Annotated in this window: 26 protein-coding genes and 1 pseudogene; 19 read left to right on the top strand and 8 right to left on the bottom strand. The window is 58.3% G+C overall.

The genetic code is table 11. The annotated features are described in order from the left end of the window. Nucleotide 1: 1 nt before the first annotated feature. From rpmD to ACTG36_RS13845, 4 genes are all read left to right on the top strand, one after another. Complete coding sequence (gene rpmD, locus ACTG36_RS13860) at nt 2–190, top strand: 50S ribosomal protein L30 (protein ID WP_085863641.1); 189 nt, start codon at nt 2–4, stop codon at nt 188–190. A gap of 189 nt (nt 191–379) precedes the next feature. Further along, nucleotides 380–1,060 carry a hypothetical protein gene (locus tag ACTG36_RS13855; RefSeq protein ID WP_439142656.1) on the top strand — a complete coding sequence of 227 codons (681 nt, stop codon included), beginning with the start codon at nt 380–382 and terminating at the stop codon, nt 1,058–1,060. Between the two features lie 74 nt (nt 1,061–1,134). Continuing rightward, on the top strand, nt 1,135–2,346 hold the full coding sequence (locus ACTG36_RS13850) for a threonine ammonia-lyase (protein ID WP_375280195.1): 1,212 nt from the start codon (nt 1,135–1,137) through the stop codon (nt 2,344–2,346). A gap of 101 nt (nt 2,347–2,447) precedes the next feature. Continuing rightward, entirely contained in the window at nt 2,448–2,723 is a 276-nt protein-coding gene (locus ACTG36_RS13845; protein WP_375280196.1) for a hypothetical protein, read from the top strand. Between the two features lie 95 nt (nt 2,724–2,818). Here ACTG36_RS13845 and ACTG36_RS13840 read toward each other — a convergent pair whose 3' ends face one another. Continuing rightward, the gene (locus ACTG36_RS13840; protein WP_375280197.1) at nt 2,819–3,937 is read right to left on the bottom strand and encodes an acyltransferase family protein; all 1,119 of its coding nucleotides are present in this window, start codon (nt 3,935–3,937) and stop codon (nt 2,819–2,821) included. Between the two features lie 206 nt (nt 3,938–4,143). Here ACTG36_RS13840 and rplO point away from each other — a divergent pair, with 206 nt between their 5' ends. From rplO to ACTG36_RS13765, 15 genes and pseudogenes are all read left to right on the top strand, one after another. Further along, on the top strand, nt 4,144–4,617 hold the full coding sequence (gene rplO / locus ACTG36_RS13835; RefSeq protein ID WP_375280198.1) for a 50S ribosomal protein L15: 474 nt from the start codon (nt 4,144–4,146) through the stop codon (nt 4,615–4,617). Between the two features lie 104 nt (nt 4,618–4,721). After that, the gene (gene secY / locus ACTG36_RS13830; protein ID WP_375280199.1) at nt 4,722–6,080 is read left to right on the top strand and encodes a preprotein translocase subunit SecY; all 1,359 of its coding nucleotides are present in this window, start codon (nt 4,722–4,724) and stop codon (nt 6,078–6,080) included. After that, on the top strand, nt 6,080–6,658 hold the full coding sequence (locus ACTG36_RS13825) for an adenylate kinase (protein ID WP_375280278.1): 579 nt from the start codon (nt 6,080–6,082) through the stop codon (nt 6,656–6,658). The genes secY and ACTG36_RS13825 overlap by 1 nt, the downstream gene beginning before the upstream one ends. A gap of 199 nt (nt 6,659–6,857) precedes the next feature. After that, nucleotides 6,858–7,226: a 30S ribosomal protein S13 gene (gene rpsM, locus ACTG36_RS13820; protein WP_375280200.1), complete on the top strand. Its 369-nt coding sequence runs from the start codon at nt 6,858–6,860 to the stop codon at nt 7,224–7,226. A gap of 15 nt (nt 7,227–7,241) precedes the next feature. Beyond that, nucleotides 7,242–7,634: a 30S ribosomal protein S11 gene (gene rpsK, locus ACTG36_RS13815; RefSeq protein WP_085863633.1), complete on the top strand. Its 393-nt coding sequence runs from the start codon at nt 7,242–7,244 to the stop codon at nt 7,632–7,634. A gap of 111 nt (nt 7,635–7,745) precedes the next feature. Next, nucleotides 7,746–8,762 carry a DNA-directed RNA polymerase subunit alpha gene (locus ACTG36_RS13810; protein ID WP_296420197.1) on the top strand — a complete coding sequence of 339 codons (1,017 nt, stop codon included), beginning with the start codon at nt 7,746–7,748 and terminating at the stop codon, nt 8,760–8,762. A gap of 127 nt (nt 8,763–8,889) precedes the next feature. Then, a complete protein-coding gene (gene rplQ / locus ACTG36_RS13805; RefSeq protein ID WP_375280201.1) occupies nt 8,890–9,306 on the top strand; it encodes a 50S ribosomal protein L17 in 417 nt (138 codons plus the stop codon). Nucleotides 9,307–9,394: 88 nt separating this feature from the next. Next, on the top strand, nt 9,395–10,702 hold the full coding sequence (locus tag ACTG36_RS13800) for a replication-associated recombination protein A (RefSeq protein ID WP_375280202.1): 1,308 nt from the start codon (nt 9,395–9,397) through the stop codon (nt 10,700–10,702). A gap of 31 nt (nt 10,703–10,733) precedes the next feature. Further along, nucleotides 10,734–11,105, top strand: a complete 372-nt coding sequence (gene crcB, locus ACTG36_RS13795; protein WP_375280203.1) for a fluoride efflux transporter CrcB — start codon at nt 10,734–10,736, stop codon at nt 11,103–11,105. Continuing rightward, the gene (locus ACTG36_RS13790; RefSeq protein WP_375280204.1) at nt 11,102–12,142 is read left to right on the top strand and encodes an RluA family pseudouridine synthase; all 1,041 of its coding nucleotides are present in this window, start codon (nt 11,102–11,104) and stop codon (nt 12,140–12,142) included. The genes crcB and ACTG36_RS13790 overlap by 4 nt, the downstream gene beginning before the upstream one ends. After that, nucleotides 12,139–12,861, top strand: a complete 723-nt coding sequence (locus ACTG36_RS13785) for an ATP12 family chaperone protein (RefSeq protein WP_375280205.1) — start codon at nt 12,139–12,141, stop codon at nt 12,859–12,861. The genes ACTG36_RS13790 and ACTG36_RS13785 overlap by 4 nt, the downstream gene beginning before the upstream one ends. Nucleotides 12,862–13,063: 202 nt before the next feature. Then, complete coding sequence (locus tag ACTG36_RS13780; RefSeq protein ID WP_375280206.1) at nt 13,064–14,080, top strand: amino acid ABC transporter substrate-binding protein; 1,017 nt, start codon at nt 13,064–13,066, stop codon at nt 14,078–14,080. Nucleotides 14,081–14,230: 150 nt separating this feature from the next. Beyond that, nucleotides 14,231–15,463 (top strand): amino acid ABC transporter permease, encoded by a 1,233-nt coding sequence (locus ACTG36_RS13775; protein ID WP_375280207.1) that lies wholly within the window; start codon nt 14,231–14,233, stop codon nt 15,461–15,463. Nucleotides 15,464–17,189: 1,726 nt separating this feature from the next. Next, nucleotides 17,190–17,831, top strand: a pseudogene (locus ACTG36_RS13770) (amino acid ABC transporter permease); the annotation flags it as partial. Between the two features lie 11 nt (nt 17,832–17,842). Then, the gene (locus tag ACTG36_RS13765) at nt 17,843–18,634 is read left to right on the top strand and encodes an amino acid ABC transporter ATP-binding protein (protein ID WP_375280208.1); all 792 of its coding nucleotides are present in this window, start codon (nt 17,843–17,845) and stop codon (nt 18,632–18,634) included. Between the two features lie 33 nt (nt 18,635–18,667). Here ACTG36_RS13765 and ACTG36_RS13760 read toward each other — a convergent pair whose 3' ends face one another. The 7 genes from ACTG36_RS13760 to ACTG36_RS13730 form a co-directional block, all read right to left on the bottom strand. Beyond that, nucleotides 18,668–19,165 carry a SixA phosphatase family protein gene (locus tag ACTG36_RS13760; protein WP_375280209.1) on the bottom strand — a complete coding sequence of 166 codons (498 nt, stop codon included), beginning with the start codon at nt 19,163–19,165 and terminating at the stop codon, nt 18,668–18,670. Then, entirely contained in the window at nt 19,162–19,782 is a 621-nt protein-coding gene (locus tag ACTG36_RS13755) for a ferredoxin (RefSeq protein ID WP_375280210.1), read from the bottom strand. Before ACTG36_RS13755 ends, ACTG36_RS13760 begins: the two co-directional genes overlap by 4 nt. Then, the gene (gene argB / locus ACTG36_RS13750) at nt 19,779–20,645 is read right to left on the bottom strand and encodes an acetylglutamate kinase (protein ID WP_375280211.1); all 867 of its coding nucleotides are present in this window, start codon (nt 20,643–20,645) and stop codon (nt 19,779–19,781) included. The genes ACTG36_RS13755 and argB overlap by 4 nt, the downstream gene beginning before the upstream one ends. 15 nt (nt 20,646–20,660) lie before the next feature. Next, nucleotides 20,661–21,311 (bottom strand): ribosome biogenesis GTP-binding protein YihA/YsxC, encoded by a 651-nt coding sequence (gene yihA / locus ACTG36_RS13745; protein WP_375280212.1) that lies wholly within the window; start codon nt 21,309–21,311, stop codon nt 20,661–20,663. Continuing rightward, complete coding sequence (locus ACTG36_RS13740; RefSeq protein ID WP_375280213.1) at nt 21,312–22,067, bottom strand: MOSC domain-containing protein; 756 nt, start codon at nt 22,065–22,067, stop codon at nt 21,312–21,314. After that, a complete protein-coding gene (yidC, locus tag ACTG36_RS13735) occupies nt 22,067–23,848 on the bottom strand; it encodes a membrane protein insertase YidC (RefSeq protein WP_375280214.1) in 1,782 nt (593 codons plus the stop codon). The genes ACTG36_RS13740 and yidC overlap by 1 nt, the downstream gene beginning before the upstream one ends. A gap of 116 nt (nt 23,849–23,964) precedes the next feature. Further along, nucleotides 23,965–25,458, bottom strand: a complete 1,494-nt coding sequence (locus ACTG36_RS13730) for a bifunctional diguanylate cyclase/phosphodiesterase (protein ID WP_375280215.1) — start codon at nt 25,456–25,458, stop codon at nt 23,965–23,967. Nucleotides 25,459–25,474 lie beyond the last annotated feature (16 nt).

The following is a 25,474-nucleotide window of genomic DNA, read 5'->3' as shown; positions in this document are numbered from 1 at the left end:
CATGGCAAAAACGATTGTTGTTAAACAGATCGGTTCCCCGATCCGCCGCCCCGCAAAACAGCGTGCAACGCTGATCGGTCTGGGCCTGAACAAGATGCACAAAACCCGTGAGTTGGAAGACACACCTTCCGTGCGCGGCATGGTCGAAAGCATCCCCCACATGGTCGAGATCATCGAAGAGAAGGGCTAACGCCTTTAACTTCGATTTCGAAATAGAACGCCCCGCCGGAAACGGTGGGGCGTTTTCCTTTTGGGGGACCCGCCCAAGACGGCGGGGGGGGGCCACTTGACGGGTGGTTTGCCGTCGCCAAAAAACGCGATACCTCTTTGAATGCGCGCCTAAATCATGGCGTCGATACACACTGCCGAAAGGGCCAAAATGAAGTCTCTCTCCCTCCCGAAACTTCTCAGCGGCATGGCCCACATCACGACCATCATCGCCTTTGGGTCGGCCATTCTTGGCCTTCTTTTTCCGGCCAAAGCGGCGGACTATGTCGCAGACTTTCTCTCCGAAGTCTCAGCCGCGCGCGGCAGCTTGGAGAGCATCGATCAAAGTGCAGGCCAGACGGCGGAGGCGACGGGCGCATTGGCCGATGCGCTGGCCGAGCGTCCTCGGTTCGATGCGCACAGCCGACTTGTGGAACTGGGCGGCGTTCTGGATGCCAGCGACAAGCGTCACGAATTCCAGATGAGCCTTGAAAACCTGACCAGTCAGCCGGTTGAGGACCTCGTGATCATCATCGAAACCCAAGAAGAGGGTCTGGTCAGCACCTTCCGCACCCACACCATTCCCCCGTTTGAGACACACCGCGAAATTGCGGCAGGCACAGTGATATCGGTGTGCTACGGATATACGTCGGGCGGGGGATACGTCAGCGAATACCGGTCACTGCGGATGTCCGACGGGCCATTCCGTGACGACATGGGCAATGCTGCGACCTACATCTTCAACCACCTCGACTACGAATTGACCGAGGAAGACACGGCAGATCGGGTCAGCTGCGGCCCCAACGATTTTTCCAGGACTGAAATCGCAGCGCGCGCTGCGGACAGTAACTAAACGCGCGCCACGGTCGGCGTTGCGGTCTTGGACATTGTCGATCACTCTATCTGTGGCCTCAAAAGGACAGCCCCATGACCCTGACCCCAGACCTCATCCGCCAGACCCATGACGCCATCCGCGATGCCACGATCCTGACGCCCATGGTGCCCGCCACGCGGTTGTCGCTTCAGCTTGGCATCGACCTGCACCTTAAACTTGAAAACCGCCAGCACACAAACGCCTTCAAATCCCGTGGTGCGCTGGCCAAATTGCTGACCCTGACGGACGCGCAGAAAAAGGCGGGCGTGATCGCCTGCAGCGCAGGCAACCACGCCCAAGGGGTGGCGTATCACGCCACCCGTCTTGGCATTGCGTCCACCATCGTCATGCCCGAAGGCACGCCGTTCAACAAAATCAAAGCGACCCAGACCTTTGGTGCGACGGTCATCACCCACGGTGTGGGGTTTGATGACAGCGTTCAATTCACCCTCGACCGGGCGGCGCGCGATGGGCTGACGTTCATTCATCCCTTCGACGATCCGGTGGTTGCAGCGGGGCAGGGGACCGTCGCGCTTGAAATGCTCGCGCAAGCGCCGGATCTGGATAGCATCGTGGTGCCCATCGGCGGTGGGGGGTTGATCGCGGGCATGGCCGTGGCGGCGAAAGATACCAAGCCTGCGGTCGAAATCATCGGCGCACAAGCCGAACTTTTTGACGCGGTCTCGGCCCAGTTCAACAACCACCCGACCCATTTCAACGGCGCTTCACTGGCCGAAGGCATTGCCGTCAAAGCGCCTGCGCCGGCCAACGTGGATATCATCGCCTCCCATGTGGCCCGTGTGGACACCGCGACCGAGGCGCAGATTGAAGACGCGGTGTTTGATCTTTTGTCAGCGGAAAAACTGGTGGCCGAAGGCGCGCCCGGCGCGGGGCTGGCGGTCATTAAAAACAACCTTGCCCACTATCAAGGTAAGAAGGTCGGCCTTGTGGTGTGCGGCGGCAATATTGACAGCCGCCTATTGTCGACCCTGATCCTGCGGGGCCTTGTGCGCGACGGCCGCATCACACGGCTGACGTTTGAAATTGACGACACGCCGGGGCAGCTCGCCACGATTTCGCGCATCATCGGCGAAGCGGGGGCCAATGTCGTTGAGGTGATCCACCAACGTATGATGCAGTCCGTGAGCCTAAAGCAGGCCGAACTTGAGGTCGTGATCGAAGCCCGTGATATTGGTCACGTGGAAGACATCGTCACCACCCTGCGCGATCAGGGTTTCCGGCTGCGCACAGACAGCGGCCTTTGATCGGGATTGGTCACAAAAACACACCGGCATCTGACGGGTTTTCATAATTGTGCCCAAATTCATCATTAATCAACTGACAGTTGCAGTTGAAAGGCACCCTTATGTTTGAGGAATCCATCTCCCGCTCGGTCCGATGGTTCAAGGACTTTCGCGCTGACGAAGACGGCGCGGTGACAACGGATTTCGTTGTTTTGACAGCGTCCGTGATGATGATGGGTGCAGCCCACGTACATGATATTGCGACCCAATCGGTCGTTATCGCGGACCGGGTTGAAGACTGCCTGACCGAAGACATCGCAGACTTGCTGGTCGGCGGGGATCCTGAAACGTATTTGGCCAACCTGCAGACCGCCGCTGAGGCGTGTTCCAGCCGCTAAGTAGCCCCCAATTTCAAAACCAAAAGCGCGCCTTGGACAACAAGGCGCGCTTTTGCGTTAGGCACGGGCTGCGTGTGGGGGGGGGCGTGTGGCCCTTAGGTAGGCGCGGATTGCACGGGCAGATCGTCAGGTGACTTCATCATGCGGGTCCGAAGCCATGCCCCCACGGGACGTTCAAAATGCTTGTGCGTCAGATGCGCGACCCAAATGCTGACGGCCAAGAACAGCGGCAGCGTCAGGTAGGATTGCGCGAAATCACGGCCTCCCCCCAGCCACAAGTCAATGACCAAGAGTGCACCGATCTGGATCGGCATATGCACCAGATAGACGCTATAGCTGATGTCCCCCAAGAACTGCAGGGTCTGGCTGCGGCGACGCATGTACCGTTCGGCAGCGGCCAGCGCCACCACAATGGCACAACATAAGCTCAGCAGCATCACGTCGGCGTAGCCATACTGCGCCGCCAAGGCCGCACAAACGGCGAGGGCAAAGCTTACCCCCCACAGCCGCGCATCCCCACCCAGCGCGCGGAACGTCGCGTAGCACGCGCCCCCGGCAAAAAAGAACACCCCACAGGCAAAGACGGTACTGCCAATTATGAAGCTTGCAGGCGTCTGCACCAGCAGCACATAGCTGAGTGCTGCCAAAAGGATGCTGCCCCCCAGCGGATTGCGACGGGTCAGCGGCAGGGTAAAGAAGAAAACCACATAGATGAAAATCTCAGCCGAGACGGACCAGATCGGCGCGTTGAAACTTACGCCGTCGGACAGGTTCAGGACGGTGTCCAGCAAGAACAGTTGCAGGACAAAGTGTTTAAGGTCGTTGTTATCGGTGATTTGCCAGTAGCCTTGGGTGTTCATGCTGATCATCTGCATGCCCGCCACCAAGATCAGGGTCACGAAATGCAGCGGGTACAGCCGCGCGAACCGCGCAACGGCAAATTCACGTGCGTTGGTCGGGCGGGTCCAATAGACATGGGCAAAGACAAACCCCGATATGACCCAGAACAGCCGCACTGCGTCTTCCCCATAAAGATACGCAGGCCACAACCACGACCCGTAGGGCATTTCATAGACCGTGACGGGGATCACAAAGTTCGCCGCGTCCTCAACAAAGAAGCGTGTCGCGTGGTAAATTGTCACAAACAACGCTGCAATTCCGCGCATCGCATCGATGCAGGAGAAATGTTTGGGCAGGGCGGGATCATGTTTCATCCCGTCGGGATACCCGTGCAATCGGGCCAAATGGCGGCAGAGTGGTGGTTAAGACGTGAAAATTGAACGAGGCCGAGGTTGCCCTTGCCCCATCTGCGTCAATCTCCTATACGCCGCCAGTGGCCACAGGTTGGCCGCAAGAATCAACATCAACGCCGCGTGCCTGATCTTCGCTGGGTCAGGTCTTCCGGCAAGGAGACAGCGACATGGTTAAACTGAACGAACTTCACGACAATCCCGGTGCAACGAAACCCCGCAAGCGCGTGGGCCGTGGTCCCGGTTCCGGTACCGGTAAAATGGGTGGCCGTGGTATCAAGGGTCAAAAATCCCGCTCCGGTGTGGCGATTGGTGGCTACGAAGGCGGCCAAATGCCTTTGTACCAACGTCTGCCAAAGCGCGGCTTCAACAAGCCGAACCGCAAGAAATTTGCTGTTGTGAACCTTGGTCTGATCCAGAAGTTCATCGACGAGAAAAAGCTGGACGGGTCTTCCATCACCGAAGACAGCCTTGTGGCATCTGGCCTGATCCGTCGCAAACTGGACGGCATCCGCGTTCTCGCCAAGGGCGAAATCACCGGCAAAGTCAGCATCGAAGTCACTGGCGCCTCCAAGGGTGCGATTGAAGCTGTCGAAAAAGCTGGCGGTAAACTGACAGTCACAGCTGCGGCAGCCGCTGAATAACGACTTGTGGGGGGCGGGTTCGCCCCTTACATCGTTCTATGGATAAAGCGCCGCTGCTGGGGATCCGGTCAGCGGCGTTTGCATAACAGATATAGGCACCCAAAATGGCATCAGCAGCAGAGCAAATGGCCGCGAACACAAGTTGGAGCGCCTTTGGCCAGGCCAAAGAGCTTCGCCAGCGCATCTTCTTTACGCTTGGTCTTCTGATCGTGTACCGCCTTGGCACATATATTCCTGTGCCTGGCATCGACACCGACGCCCTGCGTGCGTTCATGGACGAAGCTGCCACTGGCATTGGTGGTATCTTGTCGATGTTCACCGGCGGCGCGCTCAGCCGTATGGGCATTTTTGCCCTTGGGATCATGCCTTATATCTCTGCCTCGATCATCGTTCAGCTTCTGGGGGCCATGTGGGAACCGCTCAAGCAGCTGAAGAAAGAGGGCGAACAGGGGCGCAAAAAGCTCAACCAATATACCCGTTACGGCACCGTGGTGCTGGCCACATTCCAGGCCTACGGCATGGCCGCATCGCTTGAGGCGGGTGAACTTGTGACCGATCCGGGCCTCTATTTCCGCGTGGCCTGTGTGATTACCCTTGTGGGCGGCACCATGTTCCTGATGTGGCTGGGTGAACAGATCACCGCACGCGGCATCGGTAACGGTATCTCGCTGATCATCTTCGTGGGCATCATCGCCGAAGTCCCCGCAGCCCTTGCTGGCTTCTTGGCCCAAGGTCAGGAAACCAACAACTGGGGTCTGGTGCTGGGCGTCTTTGCCATGGTCATCGCGGTCTTTGCCTTTGTGGTCTTTATGGAACGCTCTTTGCGCAAAATCCACATTCAGTATCCACGCCGCCAGGTCGGCATGAAGGTCTACGACGGTGGGTCTTCCCACCTGCCGATCAAAGTGAACCCCGCCGGTGTGATCCCTGCGATCTTTGCGTCGGCCCTGTTGCTGCTGCCAACTACTCTCAGCACGTTCTCTGGTGGCGATACGGCTGGCCCGATCATGTCTACGCTGCTTGCGTACTTCGGCCCTGGTCAGCCGCTTTATCTGATCTTCTTCACCGCGATGATCGTCTTCTTCACCTTCTTCTACACCCGCGAAGTGGCGTTCAAGACGGATGAAGTGGCCGACAACCTGAAAAACCAGAACGGGTTTGTCCCCGGCATCCGCCCCGGTCAGCGCACCAAGGAATACCTTGATTACGTGGTCATCCGCATCTTGGTCCTCGGCTCTGCCTATCTGGCGCTGGTCAGTCTGTTGCCGGAAATCCTCCGTGCCAACCTCAGCATTCCTTTTTACTTTGGCGGCACGTCGGTTTTGATTATCGTCAGCGTCGGGATGGACACCATTCAGCAAATCCAATCCCATCTGCTGGCTCATCAATACGAAGGGCTGATCGAGAAATCCCAGCTGCGCGGTAAGCGCGGCGGCAAGAAACGGAGCCCGTCTCGTCGATGATCAATATTATCCTTCTCGGACCACCCGGAGCCGGTAAAGGGACTCAAGCTGCCAAGCTGGTCGAAAGCCGCAACATGGTGCAACTGTCCACGGGCGACATGCTGCGTGCGGCGAAAACCTCCGGCACTGAGATGGGCAAGATGGTTGCGGCTGTCATGGACCGTGGTGATCTGGTGACAGATGAGATCGTGATCGGCCTCATCCGCGAGCAGCTTGAAGCAGGCGGCGATCATGGCGGGTTCATCTTTGATGGCTTCCCACGCACGCTGCCACAGGCGGACGCATTGGGTGCGCTGCTCGATGAAATGGGGCAGACGCTGGACCACGTTATTGAACTGGAAGTGAACGACGAAATCCTCGTCGACCGTATTCTTGGCCGCGCGGCTGAGGCTGTTGCCGCAGGCGGCACGGCCCGCGCGGACGACAACGCCGAAAGCCTCAAGGTCCGCTTGATGGCCTACTACAAACAGACCTCCCCGCTGATCGGCTACTACTACGCCAAGGGCGACCTGATCTCTGTGGACGGGCTTGGCACCATGGAAGAGGTTGAGGCGTCGATTGCGGGCGTTCTGGGCTAAATCCAAGGATGGATTCCTCGGGGCTTGACGCCCTCTCGCAACCCTCCTAAAAGCGCCCATCCTTAACAGGAATCGCACGGGGTCGCGCCCCGTCTAGACCACCTCGATATGACTTAAGGTCGGCAGCAAAATGCTCCGGCCTTACGTTGTGAAAAAAGGGTCCGGCATTACGGACCCGCAACGAAAAGGAAATGCTACCGTGGCACGTATTGCCGGCGTAAACATCCCGACTGCAAAGCGGGTTCCAATCGCCCTCACCTACATCACCGGAATCGGAAACACCTCCGCTGTCGCCATCTGCGAAGCTGTTGGTATCGACCTCACACGTCGTGTGAACGAACTCTCCGACGCCGAAGTTCTGAAAATTCGTGAACACATCGACGAAAACTATACCGTCGAAGGCGACTTGCGCCGCGAAGTTCAGATGAACATCAAGCGCATGATGGACCTCGGTTCTTACCGTGGCCTGCGTCACCGCCGTAACCTGCCCGTTCGCGGTCAGCGTACTTCCACCAACGCACGTACCCGCAAAGGCCCCGCTAAGGCCATTGCCGGTAAGAAGAAATAAGGGAGGGCAGTACCAATGGCACGTGATCCCCGTCGCGGAGGCAAGAAGAAGGTCTCCAAGAACATCGCAGCTGGCGTTGCACACGTAAACTCCAGCTTCAACAACACCAAAATCCTGATCTCTGACGTGCAGGGCAATGCGATCTCTTGGTCGTCTGCTGGCACCATGGGCTTCAAAGGCTCTCGGAAATCCACACCCTATGCGGCCCAGATGGCGGCTGAGGATGCGGGCAAGAAAGCTCAGGAACACGGTGTCAAGACTTTGGAAGTCGAAGTGCAGGGTCCTGGTTCCGGCCGTGAATCCGCACTGCGCGCTTTGGCTGCTGTTGGCTTCAACATCACGTCCATCCGCGACGTGACGCCAATGGCCCACAACGGCTGCCGCCCCCCAAAGCGCCGCCGCGTCTAAGAACAACCCAAACGTATTGGGGCCCCGGATTTTCCGTGGCCCCATTCCGTCATTTTAACCTCGGGCGTTTGCCTTATTGGACATGAAGGGCAAACAGGAATGGAGGGACACATGATCCACAAGAACTGGGCTGAACTGATCAAGCCAACACAACTGGACGTCAAACCCGGCAATGACCCGGCCCGTCAGGCCACTGTCATCGCCGAACCGCTTGAGCGTGGCTTCGGCTTGACGCTGGGCAACGCCCTGCGCCGCATCCTGATGTCTTCGCTGCAAGGTGCGGCCATCACTGCCGTTCAGATCGACAACGTTCTGCACGAATTCTCCAGCATCTCTGGCGTGCGTGAAGACGTGACCGACGTGGTTCTGAACCTCAAAGGCGTCGCCATCCGTATGGAAGTCGAAGGCCCAAAGCGTCTTCAGGTCCAGGCCAAAGGCCCGGGCGTTGTCACGGCTGGTGACATCTCTGAATCCGCTGGCATCGAAGTTCTGAACAAAGACCACGTGCTGTGCCACCTCGACGAAGGCGCCGACCTTTACATGGAACTGACGGTCAACACCGGCAAAGGCTATGTCTCTGCCGACAAGAACAAGCCTGAAGATGCGCCCATCGGCATGATGTCGATCGACGCCATCTACTCGCCCGTCAAAAAAGTCAGCTACGACGTGCAGCCGACCCGCGAAGGTCAGGTTCTGGACTATGACAAACTGACCATGAAGGTCGAAACAGACGGGTCCATCACGCCGGACGACGCCGTGGCTTTCGCTGCACGCATCCTGCAGGACCAGCTGTCTATCTTCGTGAACTTCGACGAACCTGAATCCGCTCAGGCGGCGTCTGACGACGACGGTCTGGAATTCAATCCGCTGCTGCTCAAGAAGGTGGACGAGTTGGAACTGTCCGTGCGGTCTGCAAACTGCCTGAAGAACGACAACATCGTCTACATCGGCGATCTCATCCAGAAGACCGAAGCAGAAATGCTGCGCACGCCGAACTTCGGCCGCAAGTCCCTGAACGAGATCAAAGAAGTGCTGTCCGGCATGGGCCTGCACCTCGGCATGGATGTCGAAGACTGGCCACCAGACAACATCGAAGATCTGGCCAAGAAGTTCGAAGACAGCTTCTAAACCTTTGGGGGGGGGCAAAATTTCGGTATTTTTGGCCTCCCCACCCCCCTGGGCAATCCCGCCCCAATAACGGAGCCCGCGACACGCATCGCAAAGGCCCACCCTAAAACAAAATGGAGACTACAAAATGCGTCACGCACGAGGTTACCGCCGCCTGAACCGCACCCACGAACACCGCAAGGCTTTGTGGGCCAACATGGCCGGCTCGCTCATCGAACATGAGCAAATCAAAACAACTCTACCCAAGGCGAAAGAACTGCGCCCGATCATCGAAAAGATGATCACCCTCGCCAAGCGCGGCGATCTGCACGCCCGTCGTCAGGCCGCAGCCCAGTTGAAGCAAGACCAGTATGTCGCGAAACTGTTCGACATCCTTGGCCCACGCTACAAAGACCGTCAGGGTGGCTACGTGCGCGTCCTGAAGGCTGGCTTCCGTTACGGCGACATGGCACCCATGGCGATCATCGAATTCGTCGACCGCGACGTCGATGCCAAAGGTGCGGCTGACAAAGCCCGCGTCGCAGCCGAAGAAGCTGCCGAATAATTTCCAGATCAACCGATCTGACAAGGGCCCGCCAGTGATGGCGGGCCTTTTGCGTTGAACCCCTTCGGAGCGGGACGTATCCTTCCTCATGGCTGACCTTTTTGACACCGGTGCTGCGGTCCCCGACACCGCCCCGCGCCCCTTGGCGGACCGACTGCGGCCCAAGTCGCTGGGCGATGTGATCGGTCAGGAACAGGTCCTTGGCCCCGATGCACCGTTGGGTGTGATGCTGGCGTCGAATTCCCTGTCATCATTGATCTTTTGGGGGCCGCCCGGTGTGGGCAAGACCACAATCGCACGGCTTCTGGCCGACGAAACTGACCTGCATTTCACCCAGATCAGTGCGATTTTCACCGGCGTTCCGGAACTGCGCAAAGTGTTTGAGGCTGCCAAAATGCGCCGCCAGAACGGCAAGGGGACCTTGCTGTTTGTGGACGAAATCCACCGCTTCAACAAAGCCCAGCAAGATGGGTTTTTGCCCTATATGGAGGACGGCACGATCCTCTTGGTGGGCGCCACCACTGAAAACCCGTCGTTTGAATTGAACGCTGCTGTGCTGTCGCGGTCGCAGGTTCTTGTCCTGACACGTCTGTCCTTGGCCGATCTTGAACGCCTTGCGCAGCGGGCGGAACGGGAGCTTGACCGCAAACTCCCCCTCGACGGTTCCGCCCGTGAAGCGCTGTTGGAGATGGCCGACGGCGATGGGCGCGGGTTGCTCAATCTGATTGAGCAGGTCGCGGCATGGAAAGTGGATGGAAAGCTTGACACCGATGCGCTGACCACACGGTTGATGCGGCGGGCCACGAAATACGACAAATCCGGCGATGAACATTACAATCTGATCAGTGCGCTGCACAAATCGGTGCGCGGGTCAGACCCTGACGCGGCGCTCTATTGGTTCGCGCGGATGCTCAAAGGCGGCGAAGACCCGCGGTTTCTGGCCCGCCGGATCACCCGCATGGCTGTCGAAGACATCGGTCTGGCCGATCCACAGGCGCAAACCATCTGCCTGCACGCGTGGGAAACCTACGAACGTCTCGGCTCACCTGAAGGAGAACTGGCGCTGGCACAGGCGGTCACGTTCCTCGCCCTCGCGCCTAAATCCAACGCGGGCTATGCGGCCTATAAAAACGCCATGCGGGCGGCGGAAAAAACTGGGTCAGAACCGCCCCCCAAACACATCCTCAACGCGCCAACGTCGTTGATGAAGGATCAAGGATACGGCGATGGCTACGCCTATGACCACGACGCCGAAGACGGCTTTAGCGGGCAGAACTATTTCCCAGACACCATGAAACGCGGGGTGTACTACAACCCCGTGGATCGCGGGTTTGAACGCGACCTCAAAAAGCGCCTCGACTTTTTTGCCAAGCTGCGCGCCAAGCGGAACGGTTGAAGGCCCCGCGCGGATCGCTTAAGGCAGGCCCATGTTTACAACGGCTCTTCAGGTCGCCTTGGGTGGCGCGATTGGTGCAGCGGCGCGCTTTGGCGTGGGCGTGGCCCTGTTCCGCCCCGGTGCGTTTCCGGTGGCCGTGCTGTCGGTCAACGTGATCGGCAGCTTCGTGATGGGCCTTGCCGTGGTCTATCTGGGGCAAAAGGCGCTGGGGCACCTGAACCCGTTTTTGATGACCGGCGTGCTGGGCGGCTTCACCACCTTTTCCGCCTTCTCGCTTGAGGCCTACACATTATTTGAGCGCGGGGAGATCGGGCAGGCCGCCCTTTACGTCGCGCTGTCTGTCATCCTATCGCTCGCCGCTTTGGTCGCGGGCGTGTTTATCATGAGAGGTGTGCTCGCGTGAGCCGCGTTCAAAATACCTATGTCGCAGCAGGCGAGGGCGATCAGCGCCTTGATCGCTGGCTCAAACGGCGCTTTCCACATTTGCAGCAAGGGCGGATCGAAAAGATGTGCCGCAAAGGCGAAATCCGTGTCGATGGGGGACGGGTGAAATCCTCGACCCGTGTGGAAGAGGGCCAGCAAGTGCGCATTCCGCCGCTGCCTGATCCCAATGCGGTTGATGACCGGCCCCGTGATCTTTCGCATGCGGACATCAAGTTGATCCAAAGCTGTGTGATCTACAAAGACGATCACGTCATCGCGCTGAACAAGCCGTCGGGCCTGCCCACCCAAGGCGGCAGCAAACAGACCCGTCACGTGGATGGTCTGGCGGAGGCGCTTAAATTTGGCTTCGATGAAAAGCCCCGTCTGGTGCACCGGTTGGATAAAGACACCTCAGGTGTGTTGATCCTTGCCCGCACCCGTCTTGCTGCGAAGGCCCTGACCGAGGCGTTCCGCCATCGGAATACCGAAAAAATCTACTGGGCATTGGTGGCCGGTGTGCCGATCCCGAAACTGGGGTCGGTGAAATACGGGCTGGTCAAACTGCCCGGCCACGGGTCCAAGGGTGAGAACGAAAAGATGCGCTGCGTGCATCCGCGTGACGTGGACAAAACCGAAGGCGCCAAGCGTGCCCATACCGATTACACCGTGTTGACGTCATTGGCCGACCGCACTGCGTGGCTGGCGCTGACACCGGTGACTGGCCGCACCCATCAGCTGCGCGCCCATATGGCTGAGATCGGGCATCCGATCATTGGTGATGGCAAATACGGCGGGGCCGCGCAGGAAAACCTAGGCGACGGTTGGGGCGCAGGCATGGGCGAAGAAATCGGGCGCAAGCTGCATTTGCACGCACGGTCCTTGCGGATCGAACACCCCGCGACGGGTAAAGAGCTATACCTCAAGGCCAGCCTGCCTCCGCATATGACCCATTCATGGCAGCTGTTCGGATGGGAGGAACACCACGCGCCAGATGATCCATTCGAGGGCATGATATGAGCGATTGGGCCGTAAAACGGTTCTGGACTGACGTCAACGTCGTCCCCGACAAGGGTGGTTTTGCCGTGAAACTGGACGGCCGCCCCGTAAAGACACCGGCCAAGGCCGCTTTGGTCGTGCCGACGCAGGCCATGGGGCAGGCGGTGGCCGAGGAATGGCGTGCCATCGACGAAAAGATCGATCCCAACGTCATGCCCTTCACCCGATCTGCCAATGCGGCGATCGACAAGGTGCGCGTCCAGTTTGATGACGTGGCCGAGATGTTGGCGGCCTACGGCGGCAGCGATTTACTGTGTTACCGTGCGACCCATCCCGACCCGTTGATTGACCGTCAGGCCCAAGGTTGGGATCCGCTGCTGGATTGGGCCGATGATACCTTCGGCGCGCGTCTGCGCCCGACGGCGGGCATTATGCCGGTGGAACAGGACGCGGCGGCGCTGCGCGCTTTAGCGGCGCCTTTGCATGACGCGACGCCATTTGAACTGACGGCCCTTCATGATCTTATTGCGCTGTCCGGATCGCTGGTTCTGGGCCTTGCCGTGGCTGCGGGGCGGCTGTCGGCCGAAGACGGTTGGGCGCTTTCGCGCATCGATGAGGTCTGGCAGGCCGAACAATGGGGCGAGGACGAAGACGCGATGCAGGCCGCATCGGTCAAAAAAGATGCCTTTCAACATGCCCATCTGTTCTACAAATTGTCCAAAGACGGGGCATTGGTCTAAATTTGTGGCTCATACGGGTCTAACTTTCCGTCAGACGCCCATGAAATCACCGGTTTTTACTGACGAAGCCCTTGACCTCTCCTGATGAATCCCCTCACTCTAACAACGTCGCGCAGGTTCGCCTGCGACGTATCACTCCTGCCACTAAGGCAGATAAGAAAACCCTGTGGCTCACGCAGGGAAACTCAGGAAGAGGTATCTCATGAAAAATTCTGTACTCCTCGGTGCAATGACTGTCGCAGGTCTGGCCGCCGGTGCAGCCGGCGCAGCGACGCTTGACGATGTCAAAGCACGCGGCACTCTGAACTGCGGTGTGACAACTGGCTTGACCGGTTTCGCAGCCCCCGACGCTAACGGCGTTTGGGAAGGCTTCGACGTTGGCGTCTGCCGCGCTGTTGCTGCTGCCGTTCTCGGCGATCCAATGGCTGTGGAATTCGTTCCAACAACAGGTCAGACACGTTTCACGGCCCTCGCATCCGGTGAAATCGACATGCTGGCCCGTAACACCACATGGACATTCTCCCGCGATGTCGACCTCAAGTTCACCTTCGTTGGCGTGAACTACTATGACGGTCAGGGCTTCATGGTCCCACGTGATCTGGGCGTGTCCTCCGCCAAAGACCTCGACGGCGCGACTGTCTGCATCCAGACAGGCACCACAACAGAGCTGAACTTGGCCGACTACTTCCGGACCAACAACATCTCTTATGAGCCCGTGCCAATCGAAACAAACGCCGAAGCACAGCAGCAGTACCTTGCTGGCGCATGCGACGTTTACACGACTGACGCATCCGGTCTGGCTGCGACACGTGCAACCTTCGAGAACCCAGGCGATCACGTTCTGCTGCCAGAAATCGTATCCAAAGAGCCACTCGGCCCGCTGGTACGTCACGGTGACGACGAGTGGGGCGACGTTGTGCGCTGGACTCTGAACGCACTGATCACAGCTGAAGAGCTGAACGTGTCTTCTGCAAACATCGAAGAGCTGTCCGCAGGCACCAACAACCCAGAGATCAACCGTCTGCTGGGTACCGAAGGTGAACTGGGCGCGATGCTCGGCCTCGAAGCTGACTGGGCCAAAGCTGCCATCATGGCAGGCGGCAACTACGGTGAGCTGTTCGAAAAGAACATCGGTGAGAACACGCCAATCGGTCTGGCACGGGGTCTGAACGCCCAGTGGACAGACGGTGGCCTGATCTACTCCCCACCTTTCCGCTAAGTTTTAGCTGATGCAAAGGGCGCGGTTTTCGGACCGCGCCCTTTCGCAAATCAACACCACACCACCAAGAAAAGTATCGAAGACGCGAAGGGTCGGACGACCGGCCTGGGAATGATTTTCGAAGATCCCGATGGGACAGGGAGTTTGCGGATGACAACGCTCACCGATCCACCGAAAGCAGGCTTTCGGCTTAGTCAACTTATTTATGACACCCGCTACAGGTCGATCACAATCCAAGTGATTGCCATGATCCTTGTGGTGCTGGGTCTGTACTGGTTGGTGAACAACACCATCCAGAACCTTGCCGCTTTGGGCAAAGACTTTGATTTCGGGTTCCTGTCGCAGCCTGCGGGCTATGACATCAACCAACGACTGGTCGAGTATACCTCCCAGTCTACCCACGGTAGTGCCGCCTTTGTGGGCATCCTCAATACTCTGTTGGTCGCCTTCTTGGGCTGTGTACTGGCCACGATCCTCGGCGTGATTGCCGGTGTCCTGCGTCTGTCCAAGAACTGGATCGTCAACAAGCTGATGGCGGTCTACGTCGAAGGGTTCCGCAACGTGCCACTGCTGCTGTGGATCATCGCGATTTTTGCGTTGATGACCGAAGGCATGCCGCAACCGCGGGATTTCAAGGTGGGCGGCGACGCCTCCATGATCCTGAATGAAAGCATCGCGGTCACAAACCGTGGCGTTTACGTCCCCGGTGTCGTGCTTGAAAACGGCTGGTTTGCAAATCCTGCGGTCAACTGGCTTGTCATTATCGGCACGCTCATCGTGTCCTTGTTCGTCATCCGCGCCGTCCGTCGCCGCGCTGACCGTATTCAGGAAGCCACCGGCGACCGCCCCACTACGTGGTGGCAGCAACTGGCGCTGCTGGTTGTGCCTGTGGGGATCGTGCTGTTCTTGATGGGCTCGGCCATGCAGTACCCCTATATTCGCGGTTTCAACTTCACCGACGGCATCCACCTGCGCAACTCTTTGATCGCGCTGTGGCTGGCCCTGTCTCTCTATACGGGTGCCTTCATCGCTGAAATCGTCCGCGCTGGTATCCTTGCCATTTCCAAAGGTCAGTCTGAGGCCGCCGCCGCATTGGGCCTGCGCCCCAGCCGCACCATGAACCTCGTGATCCTGCCGCAGGCGATGCGGGTTATCATCCCACCGCTGATTTCGCAGTATCTGAACCTGACCAAGAACTCATCACTGGCGATTGCGGTGGGGTATATGGACGTGCGCTCCACCCTTGGGGGCATCACCATCAACCAGACCGGTCGAGAGTTGGAGGGGATGTTGCTTCTGGGCGCTTTCTACCTCGTGCTTAGCTTGCTGATCTCAAGTGTGATGAACGTCTACAACAACCGCACGCAGCTGAAGGAGCGCTAAGATGAGCGATACGCACGCACAAACCGTCTCCTACGTCCGTGAGACCATGCTGCCCGAGGCCGAGCCCCCCGTGACAGAACGCGGTGCCGTCAAATGGGTCCGTGAGAACCTGTTCTCCAGCTTCGCCAATATCATCCTGACGGTCCTGTCGCTGATCGTTATCTATTGGGCCCTGTCGTTGGTCCTGCCTTGGGCCTTTGGTGGCGTCTGGAATGCCGGATCGCTGACCGAATGCCGTGAGGTTTTGTTCAGCGTCTATAAGGGCAGCCATGACGGCGCCTGTTGGGCCGTGATCGAAGACCGCTGGTTGCAGTTGATGTTCGGCTTCTACCCGCCTGAACTGTACTGGCGTCCGATTCTTGCTTTCGTGCTGCTGTTTGTGGCGCTGGCACCTGTGTTGTTCTCTGACAAAGTGCCGGGTCAGATGATCTGGTTCACTGTGATCTACCCGTTCCTGGCCACATGGCTGATCTGGGGCGGCGCGTTCTGGACACCTATTCTGGCGATGCTCGGTTTCGTGGTCGCCTTTGTGGCCTACAAGGTGCTGAGCAAGATCGCAGGCCCGATTGTGGCCAACCTTGGTGCGCTGGTCGCGGCTTTGGTCTGGTGGGGCGCTTTGATGGGGCCTATCGATGATGGCCTGAACAAGATGGTCGGCGGAGGCCGTTTTGCTGCTACGACGGCTGACCTGACACAGCAGGCAGAAGACCTGCCCGTACAGCTGGCCGCCCTTGAACAGGACGCCGAAGCCAAATCCGCCGAGATCGCGGCTGCGGTTGAAGAAAAGAACGCTCTGCTTGTGCAGATGACCGAAATCCGCATTGAGGAATTCGCGATCGAGCAGCAGATCGAACCCAAGGAAACTGCCCTGCAGCGGTTGATCGCCGCCGAAGAAAGCCTTGATGAACTGGCCGGTCTGCAAACCACTTGGGGCGCCGACAGCGATTTCAACATGGCGACCGCATCGGAAAGCGAATTGGCCGAAGCCGGCGCTGCCGCAGCCCAAATCGAAAACCTGCGCGGCAATGTGGTATCTTTCTTGTCTGACGGCTTGTCCGACATCGCCGATGACACCGCAGAACCTGCCGATGTGGCCAGCCTTCTGACAGCAGGGGCCGCAGCGCAAGATCCCTCAATCCTTGAGGACACCGATGCATTGGTCAGTAAAGCCACGTTGACCGATCCGTTGGCTGATCTGATCACGCGCGCCGAAGGTCTGGACGAAAGCACCGACATTCCGGCGTTGCGTGCGGACATCGAAACAGTGACCGCTGCGTTGCAATCGGACATCGACACGCTTGAGACGATCCACGACAAAATCGTCGCAACAAACGTGGCCGAACTGGAAGCCCCGCAAGCGGCCTTCAGCGCAAAGATGGAAGACCTTACCGCGCTCCGCGATGAGGCGACGACCATCGCACAGGCCGATTTCCGTCTGTCGACGTTGCAGACAAACAATCGCGGCTTCCTGGCCTCGCTGAACTCCTTGGAGGACCGCGAAGCATCGGTGCCTGAACTGCAGGCACAGGCGGCTGAATTGCGTGACACTCTGCCCAGCGAATACCGCAACATGATCAACCCCAACCAGTTGCCTGAAGATGCCAGCAGCGAAGACGCGGCGGCGCTTTCAGCCTACCTGAATGCCCGCAATGAAGCGCTGAGCGTGCAGGCGTCAGTCAACGAAACCTACGCCGAACTGGGCCGTGTGGGTCTGACACCTATCGACAGCCGTCAGATCGGTGGCTTCATGCTGGCGCTGATCATCGGTATCGCAGGCATCGTCCTGTCGCTGCCGCTGGGCATCTTGCTGGCGCTGGGCCGTCAGTCACACCTGTTCTTCGTGAACAAAATCTGTGTGGCCTTCATTGAGGTGATCCGCGGCGTGCCGTTGATCGTCTGGCTGTTTACCGCGTCGCTCCTTCTCAACTACTTCCTGCCTCCGGGCACGAACTTTGACTTGATGCTGCGCGTGATCATCATGGTGACGCTCTTCTCGGCGGCCTATATCGCGGAAGTGATCCGTGGTGGCCTCGCCGCACTTCCCACCGGGCAGTACGAAGGCGCGGATTCGCTGGGGCTGTCCTATTGGCAGTCCATGCAGTTGATCATCCTGCCGCAAGCGATGAAAATCTCCATCCCTGGGATCGTGAACACCTTCATCGGTCTATTCAAAGACACCACGCTGGTGGTCTTTATCGGCCTGCTTGACCCCATCGGGCTTTCCAACGCCATCCGTGCCGACACGGATTGGAATGGCGTCTACTGGGAGCTCTTCGTCTTTATCGGCCTGCTGTTCTTTATCTTCTGCTTCAGCATGGGCCGCTATTCCCTCCACCTTGAGAAAAAGCTCCAGCGAGAGCACCGTTAAGGAGACCTGAAATGTCTGATCTAGCAACCGACCGCGCGATTGATCGCAGCCAAATGCAGGTGTCCGATGAGGTCGCCATCTCGATCCAGGATATGAACAAATGGTACGGCACGTTCCACGTGCTGCGCGATATCAACCTGACCGTAAACCGTGGCGAACGGATCGTGATTTGTGGGCCTTCCGGATCCGGCAAATCCACCCTGATCCGGTGCATCAACCGTCTGGAAGAACACCAGGCTGGCACGATCATGGTCGATGGGACGGAACTGTCCTCTGACCTCAAGAACATCGACAAAATCCGGTCCGAGGTCGGCATGTGCTTTCAGCACTTCAACCTCTTCCCGCATCTGACGATCCTTGAAAACTGCACGCTGGCGCCGATCTGGGTCCGTAAAACGCCCAAGAAAGAAGCCGAAGAAATCGCGATGCACTATCTGGAAAAGGTCAAGATCCCAGAGCAGGCCGATAAATACCCTGGTCAGTTGTCTGGTGGTCAGCAGCAACGTGTGGCCATTGCACGGTCGCTGTGTATGAAGCCGCGCATCATGTTGTTCGATGAACCAACGTCCGCGCTGGACCCCGAGATGATCAAGGAAGTCCTCGACACCATGATCGAGCTTGCCGAAGAAGGCATGACGATGCTTTGTGTGACCCACGAGATGGGCTTTGCCCGTCAGGTCGCCAACCGCGTGATCTTTATGGACGCGGGCCAGATCGTGGAACAGAACGAACCGGAAGAGTTCTTCAACAACCCGCAATCTGAACGCACACAGCTGTTCCTGAGCCAGATCCTCGGTCACTGACCCTGCGGGGCGGGCCGCTAAAATTCCGGAATTTTAGCCTGCCTCCAGATCACGCGGAACGATAAAATCCACCATCTGGGCCGACCGGGACACCGCGTTGGCCCAATTCGTTATGGGCAGGTCACACACCAACGTGGCCCCGGTGGGGTAGTCATAGAACTGTTTGTGATCGGGCGCATTGGTCACGATGTCCTGTGCCAGATCACCGATGCCTGGATTGTGACCAATCAACAGGATCGTGTCCGCTGAGCAGTCTTTCAACGCCTCCATCATGTGCGCCGGTGGCGCCAGATAAAGCCCTTCCATGAATGTCACTGTTGCTTGGATGTTCAACAGCGCCAGCGTCTCCCTTGTGCGGGTCGCAGCAGAGCAGAGCACTGCGTCGGGCAGATATGCGCTGTCTTTCAGCCAACCGCCCAACGCCGTGGCATCCGCACGACCACGAGCGTTCAGCGGTCGGTCGATGTCGCTCAGGGTCGGGTCGTCCCACCCGCTTTTGGCATGTCGCATAAGGATCAGACGTTTGGTCATGACGGGTGAAATGCCTCCATATGAAAGGCCGTTTGTGCCGGATCGCGCCCGTAGGTCTGGCTGACGGGGCAGGATGTTCGCACGCGGCAGCCTGCGCGGCACCCAGGATCGACGTCGATATGCGCCTTGCAGCGCGGCACGTCATAGCCATCCGTAGAAAGTGCCCCGACAGGGCAGGCCGACAGGCAGGGCTGGTCTGTGCAGCTGTCACAGGGCTTTGCCGCAGGGCTCGGAAGGTCAATCTCTTCATCAAAGATCAGCGCACCACGATAGGACACCAACAGCCCTGCATCTTTGTGGACAAGAAGGCCCACGGGGCTTTGCCACGCCTCCCCGCTTTTTAGCGACCATGAAATGAAGGGATGAAACGGAGGCCCGCCAAAAGGAAACACAGGCCGCGCACCGGTCACACATCCCAGTGCCGTGATCGCCCAATGTGACCACGCATCCAGCGGGTCCTCGGCGCCCATCAGAAACTCCGGTCGTTTGCTGACGTAGGCCCAGAAACCGGGTTCCAGCGGACCCAAAAGGACCGTCGTCTGGCCGTCTTCATGAAACCCGCCCAAGGGCATCAGATGCACAGCCGCAGCGGCGGTGGCGATGTCGTCCAGCGTCACCTTGCCGTCCGGATGATCGACCCGGCGCCATGGTCGGTGAACAGTTCCAGCAGGCAGGCATTAGGTGCACGACCGTCCAGAATGACGGCGGCGCGCACACCGCCCTCAAGCGCATCAAGGCAGGTTTGGGTTTTGGGGATCATCCCGCCCGCAATCACGCCGTCGCGGGTCAGTTGGTGGACTTGGTCTGTCGTCAGGTCCGTCAGGACCGTCCTGTCCGCGTCCATGACGCCCGGAACGTCCGTCAACAACAACAGCCGGTCGGCCTTGAGCGCGGCAGCCACGGCACCGGCGGCGGTGTCGCCGTTCACGTTCAACGTCTCCCCATTCCGGCCCGCGCCCAAGGGGGCGATGACGGGGATGGTGTTGGCGCTGAACAGCGTCGTCAGCAGCCGTGTGTCGATCTCCGCTGGGGTGCCGACAAGGCCCAGCTCCGGCGCGTCTTGATCGCAGATCATCAGGTTCGCGTCCTTGCCAGACAGACCCGCGGCACGGCCCCCCTGACGGTTGATCGCATTGACGATCCACTTGTTCACGCGGCCGGACAAGACCATTTCAACCACCTCGACAGTGGCTTCATCTGTCACCCGTTTGCCGTTTACGAATTCGGACTTGATGGCCAGTTTGTCCAGCATTTCATTGATCATGGGCCCACCGCCATGGACGATCACGGGGTTCACACCGACCTGCTGCATCAGGACCACGTCGCGGGCGAAATCCTCCATCGCTTGGTCCGATGACATGGCGTGGCCACCCAGTTTGATGACCACAATCGCGTCGTTGTAGCGTTGCAGATAGGGCAGGGCCGCGCTGAGCGTGGCGGCGGTGGCGATCCAATCGCGGTTCATGTCTTGCTTTCTCATGTCAGGCCTTTGGGGTCAGTCTATCCCTGCGATAATTGCGCGCAACGTTTCAATCCCGTCGCCTTTTTCGGACGAGGTGATGACCAGTTCGGGATAGGCAGAGGGATGCTTGTTCAACCTGTCCCGAACCTGAACCAAGACACGGTCCAAATCACCTTTTTTCAGCTTGTCTGTCTTGGTCAATACGCACTGAAAGGCCACGGCGGACGAACTGAGCAGGGTCATGATTTCCTCATCCACCGCTTTGATTCCGTGGCGTGCATCGACCAGCACAAATGCGCGGCGCAGGGTCACGCGACCGCGCAAATAGGATTTGAGCAACCGCTGCCACTTTTCCACGACCGCGACCGGCGCATTGGCAAAGCCATAGCCGGGCAGGTCGACAAGGTAGTGGCTTTCACCGACGGTGAAATAATTGATCTCCTGTGTGCGACCGGGCGTGTTCGACGCCCGCGCCAATCCCTTGCGTCCGGTCAACGCGTTGATCAACGATGACTTGCCCACATTGGACCGGCCTGCGAAGCAGACCTCAGGGCGGTCCGCATCTGGCAGACCATTCATCGCGACGACGCCTTTCAGGAACTCCGTTTCACCGGCAAACATTTTGCGGCCAGCCTCACGGGTCAGGTCATCGGGCGCCTCGGCGGCGGGGAAGGGCAGTTGCATCTAAAGAACCTCATAGGTGTCGCCGACACGTAGGGTGCCGCTGGTCTTGACCGTGGCATATACACCGAAATGCTGATGATCCCACCCGTCACGTAGGGCTGCCAAGGTATCAACGTCACGTTTGCCGGTCTGCGGGTTCGCGGCGGTCGCCATACAGCGGCGGATTGGTTCTTGAACTGACAACACAGCGTCGCCGATGCGGATGTCGCCCCCTGTCCAATCGAATTCTTCCCATGGTTCGGGCCCATCAAGCCAGATATTCCCGCGCCAGCGATGGTGCGCGATAGGCGTGCCAAGCTGGGCTTCGACCGCGCGGTGGGTGGCGCGCGTCATGATCGACACTGTCGGGTATGGCGTGTCCGTCATGCCACGTCTGCCTGCTGTGACAATGCCCATGGGTTGGCGTTTATCGGGCGGGCATAGGGGCTGCACCCAAGCAATAAAGCGCGCCACGTCTTCGGGCACATCGGGGGCAAAGGTTATGGGGGGCAGGTCCGTGTGGGTCAGGGTGATCCGGCCCGTGACCTCATCAAACGAGGCCCAGATTGCTGCGAGGGCAGGGGTCGCCACCCCGATCATGAAGTTGCGGCACATGACCCATTTGGGGTCTTCTGTTTTGAACTTGCAAGCCTCATGGGCGACAGCCCAATGCCTGTCCCATGGCAAGGTTTGCCCAGCAGTCAATGTCACCTGCTCCAGCGGTTCACGACCATGACTTTTGATGGGGTGCCGCCAGATTTCAGCGACACCCCCCATCACTTATTGTCCGATTTCGTGCGGCCCAGAATGTTGCCGAAGACGTCCGGTTTGACTCCTTGGCTGCGCATAATGGTGTATTGCTGGATGAAAGTAATCGTGTTGTTCGCGATCCAGTACAGGACCAATCCGCTGGCAAAACCGCCGAGCATGAACATGAAAACCCATGGCATCCACGCAAAGATCATCCGTTGCGTCGGGTCCGTGACCGGCGGGTTCAGCTTTTGCTGCAGCCACATCGAAATCCCCAATGCGATGGGCATGATACCTATGAAGATCAGCGACAAGAAGCTTTCTGGCGCAGGGGCATCCCAAGGCAGCAGGCCGAACAGGTTAAAGATCGAAGAGGGATCAGGTGCGCTAAGGTCATCAATCCAGCCGACCCACGGCGCGTGGCGCAATTCGATGGTGACGAAGATCACCTTATAGAGCGAAAAGAAGATCGGAATTTGCATGAGGATCGGCAGGCAGCCCGCTGCGGGGTTTACCTTGTTTGTCCGATAAAGCTCCATCATTCCTTTTTGGAGCTTTTCACGGTCATCGCCCGCAGACTCTTTCAGCTTTTCCATCTGTGGCTGAAGTTCGCGCATTTTGGCCATGGATACGAAGGACTTGTACGCCAGCGGCAGCAGCAGAGCTTTGATGATCAAGGTCAGTCCGATGATCGCCCAGCCCATGTTGCCGATCAGGCCATTCAGCCAGTGCAGCACAGCAAAAATCGGCTTGGTCAGGAAAAAGAACCAGCCCCAGTCGATACTGTCGAGGAACCGTTCGATGCCAAGGTCGTTCTGATAGCTTCTGATCACCTCCCACTCTTGCGCACCGGCAAAGAACTGGGAATCTGCGTCGGCCGTGGCGCCTGCGGGCACTGTGACCATCGGATAGACTGTTTCAATTTGGTAGATATCATTGGCAAATCGGGCGGTTGACCGGAACTCACGCCCAGGAGTCGGGATCAATGCGGTCATCCAGTATTGATCGGAAAAGCCAATCCAGCCGTTTTCCTCAACCTCGATGCGGCCCTCTTCCGTCGAAAGATCGGGCATGTCGTCGTAGTTGATCTCCTCCATGGAGCCATCGGACATCCGAACGACGCCTTCATGCTGAATGAAGAACCCGATCTGATAAGGTTCACCGTGGCGCGCCACCAATCCGTATGGCCGCAGCGCGATGTCTGCCCCGGTGGTGTTTTCAACACTTTGGGTCACGGTGAACAGAAAATCATCGTCAAGCGCGAAGGTTTTGCGGAAAATCAAGCCAGCGCCGTTGTCCCAACGCAAAACAACATCGTTGCCAGGCGACAGTGTTTCGCCGGTTTCAACGTTCCATTCCGTGGACGGGCCGGGGACCTGGTCGGCAGAGGCTCCGACCGATGCGACCCAACCATGCAGGGCGTAATAGGGGGCTGCGGTTCCGATCGGTGCAAGCAGGCGAACAAGATCTGCGTCGGCATCGAGTGTTTCGCGATAGTCCTTCAGGCGCAAATCGTCGATCCGTCCGCCGGTCAAAGACAGCGACCCTATCAGGCTAGGGCTGTCGATGTCGACGCGGGCGCTCTCGCCAACGGCATCTTCTACCGATTGCGGAGCAAGTAAGGACGCCGTCGGCACGTCAGTCGGCACATCGCCTTCAACCTGGAGGGTTGTACCGTCTGCGGCCACGATTTCATCACGTACAGTCGCTTCTTCGACGGGCGGTGGGGGGAACAACACAAACCACACCAAAATCACCAAAAAGCTGAGTGCAGTCGCAAGAATGAGGTTCTTGTTCTGGTCGTCCATGTGAGCCGCCTGAATCCTGAAAAATATGAGGCTGGTTCAACAGGGCGAGGGGCCAAAGGTCAAGGCTTTTTGCCTTATTTCAGAACGCTCGACCCGCTTTGTTCATCCAAATAGCGTCAGCTGGCGCGCCGCGACAACATAACCGGTTCAGACACGCGCGCGAAATACGCATTAGCCCATTCCACGGTTTCTTGGATCGGCATGGGACGGGCAATCTGAAAGCCTTGAACATCATGGCATCCGATGGTTTGCAATGTGTCCCGTTCCGCCCGTGTTTCGACCCCTTCGGCCAAAGCATGAACGCCAAGCCGATCCGCCATGGTCAGAATGGCTTCGACCATTTTACGCTGTTCATCGTCCGTATCGATACCGGTCACGAAAGATCGGTCGATCTTAATGCGTCCGACGCTAAACCGTCGGATGTTCGTGATGGAGGCGTAGCCGGTTCCAAAATCATCCAGGTCAATGCCGCAGCCGAGGTCGGCCAATGCCGCAAGATTGCCGGTTATATCGTCGTCGGTTTCTTGCGCGATGACCGTCTCCAGAACTTCGATATTCAGTCGGTCAGGGGCGATATTGCTGACATCAAGGTGCATTGCAATCTGATCAACCAGACGTGGATTACACAGCTCACTTGTGGAGAAATTGACGCCAATCCGCGGCACGTCGAGCCCTGATTTATCCCAGAATGTCAGTGCTTGAAGGGCCTGTTTTATCATCGTTTCACCCAGTTTAGGCATCAAACCCGCCTGTTCGAAGGCTGGCAGAAAATCGGCAGGTGCAAGGATGCCCTTTTCGGGATGATGCCAGCGGGTCAGCGCCTCAAACCCCGACAAGGTTCCCGATTCAAGGTTCAACTGCGGCTGGAAGTAGGCAAAGATTTCGCCCTTTTCGAAGGCGTGCTTTGCGTCTTTCGCAATCCTTTGTTGGGATGCGCGTTTTGCAGAAATCGCTTCAGAATAGGCGCGAACAGCACCCGGCGCGCGCCGCTTGGCTTCCGACAGGGCAGAGAACGCGGCTTGCATCATCGTCTCCGCCGTCGGGCGGACCAGTTTGTTAGACGTGACGAACCCGATCGAAGCCGTCAGCTGGACAGGCACGTCAGTCGCCTGAGAAACCTGACCCAAGGCATGTTGAATCCGCGTGCAGGTGTTGAGCATCGTTTCGGTGTTAATCGGTGCTTGTGGGGCCAGAGCAGACATGAACCGCGCACCGTCCAGGTGCAGCGTCACATCCTGATCGGTCAGGTTCTCTTCGATAACGGATTGCGTAAATGTCAAAGCCGTCTCAATCACATCCGTCCCGTAGACCTCTTCAAGACGTTGATAGTCGTCAATCTCCACCACAAGCGTCGTGGTCGGATTGCCGATTTGGCCCAGAAACCTCGACAAATGACCGGAAATAAGCCCGCGCGGCCCTTCGACATGGTCCGTCTGAGATTCGGCCCGAGATTTGGTGACCGCAGCTGCAATGACAGGTGCGAACAAGAGCGTCGCGAAGACACCTGCCGGACCAAGCAAGACAAGCGTCGTAAGCGCGCTGACGGTAAACGTCGATCCCACGAACAGCTTCTGTCGTGCGCTTGATTTTGACTCAGCAGTTTTGGTCATAGCAGCCTCTCTGATC

The sequence above is a fragment of the Pseudooctadecabacter sp. genome (assembly GCF_965657175.1).
Taxonomy (GTDB): Bacteria; Pseudomonadota; Alphaproteobacteria; order Rhodobacterales; family Rhodobacteraceae; genus Octadecabacter.
The sequence above is the reverse complement of the archived record's forward strand: the minus strand, read 5'-3'. Positions and strand labels throughout refer to the sequence as shown.

What these genes read in the sequence shown, in the direction of transcription:
- rplO (WP_375280198.1), top strand. Translation starts at nt 4,144, where the DNA reads ATGGTTAAACTGAACGAACTTCACGACAATCCCGGTGCAACGAAACCC.
- ACTG36_RS13855 (WP_439142656.1), top strand. Translation starts at nt 380, where the DNA reads ATGAAGTCTCTCTCCCTCCCGAAACTTCTCAGCGGCATGGCCCACATC.
- ACTG36_RS13785 (WP_375280205.1), top strand. Translation starts at nt 12,139, where the DNA reads ATGAGCGATTGGGCCGTAAAACGGTTCTGGACTGACGTCAACGTCGTC.
- ACTG36_RS13850 (WP_375280195.1), top strand. Translation starts at nt 1,135, where the DNA reads ATGACCCTGACCCCAGACCTCATCCGCCAGACCCATGACGCCATCCGC.
- rpsK (WP_085863633.1), top strand. Translation starts at nt 7,242, where the DNA reads ATGGCACGTGATCCCCGTCGCGGAGGCAAGAAGAAGGTCTCCAAGAAC.
- ACTG36_RS13760 (WP_375280209.1), bottom strand. Translation starts at nt 19,165, where the DNA reads ATGACCAAACGTCTGATCCTTATGCGACATGCCAAAAGCGGGTGGGAC.
- ACTG36_RS13845 (WP_375280196.1), top strand. Translation starts at nt 2,448, where the DNA reads ATGTTTGAGGAATCCATCTCCCGCTCGGTCCGATGGTTCAAGGACTTT.
- crcB (WP_375280203.1), top strand. Translation starts at nt 10,734, where the DNA reads ATGTTTACAACGGCTCTTCAGGTCGCCTTGGGTGGCGCGATTGGTGCA.
- ACTG36_RS13765 (WP_375280208.1), top strand. Translation starts at nt 17,843, where the DNA reads ATGTCTGATCTAGCAACCGACCGCGCGATTGATCGCAGCCAAATGCAG.
- ACTG36_RS13775 (WP_375280207.1), top strand. Translation starts at nt 14,231, where the DNA reads ATGACAACGCTCACCGATCCACCGAAAGCAGGCTTTCGGCTTAGTCAA.
- ACTG36_RS13730 (WP_375280215.1), bottom strand. Translation starts at nt 25,458, where the DNA reads ATGACCAAAACTGCTGAGTCAAAATCAAGCGCACGACAGAAGCTGTTC.
- yihA (WP_375280212.1), bottom strand. Translation starts at nt 21,311, where the DNA reads ATGCAACTGCCCTTCCCCGCCGCCGAGGCGCCCGATGACCTGACCCGT.
- ACTG36_RS13740 (WP_375280213.1), bottom strand. Translation starts at nt 22,067, where the DNA reads ATGGGGGGTGTCGCTGAAATCTGGCGGCACCCCATCAAAAGTCATGGT.
- ACTG36_RS13800 (WP_375280202.1), top strand. Translation starts at nt 9,395, where the DNA reads ATGGCTGACCTTTTTGACACCGGTGCTGCGGTCCCCGACACCGCCCCG.
- yidC (WP_375280214.1), bottom strand. Translation starts at nt 23,848, where the DNA reads ATGGACGACCAGAACAAGAACCTCATTCTTGCGACTGCACTCAGCTTT.
- ACTG36_RS13810 (WP_296420197.1), top strand. Translation starts at nt 7,746, where the DNA reads ATGATCCACAAGAACTGGGCTGAACTGATCAAGCCAACACAACTGGAC.
- rplQ (WP_375280201.1), top strand. Translation starts at nt 8,890, where the DNA reads ATGCGTCACGCACGAGGTTACCGCCGCCTGAACCGCACCCACGAACAC.
- rpmD (WP_085863641.1), top strand. Translation starts at nt 2, where the DNA reads ATGGCAAAAACGATTGTTGTTAAACAGATCGGTTCCCCGATCCGCCGC.
- ACTG36_RS13840 (WP_375280197.1), bottom strand. Translation starts at nt 3,937, where the DNA reads ATGAAACATGATCCCGCCCTGCCCAAACATTTCTCCTGCATCGATGCG.
- secY (WP_375280199.1), top strand. Translation starts at nt 4,722, where the DNA reads ATGGCATCAGCAGCAGAGCAAATGGCCGCGAACACAAGTTGGAGCGCC.
- argB (WP_375280211.1), bottom strand. Translation starts at nt 20,645, where the DNA reads ATGAGAAAGCAAGACATGAACCGCGATTGGATCGCCACCGCCGCCACG.
- ACTG36_RS13780 (WP_375280206.1), top strand. Translation starts at nt 13,064, where the DNA reads ATGAAAAATTCTGTACTCCTCGGTGCAATGACTGTCGCAGGTCTGGCC.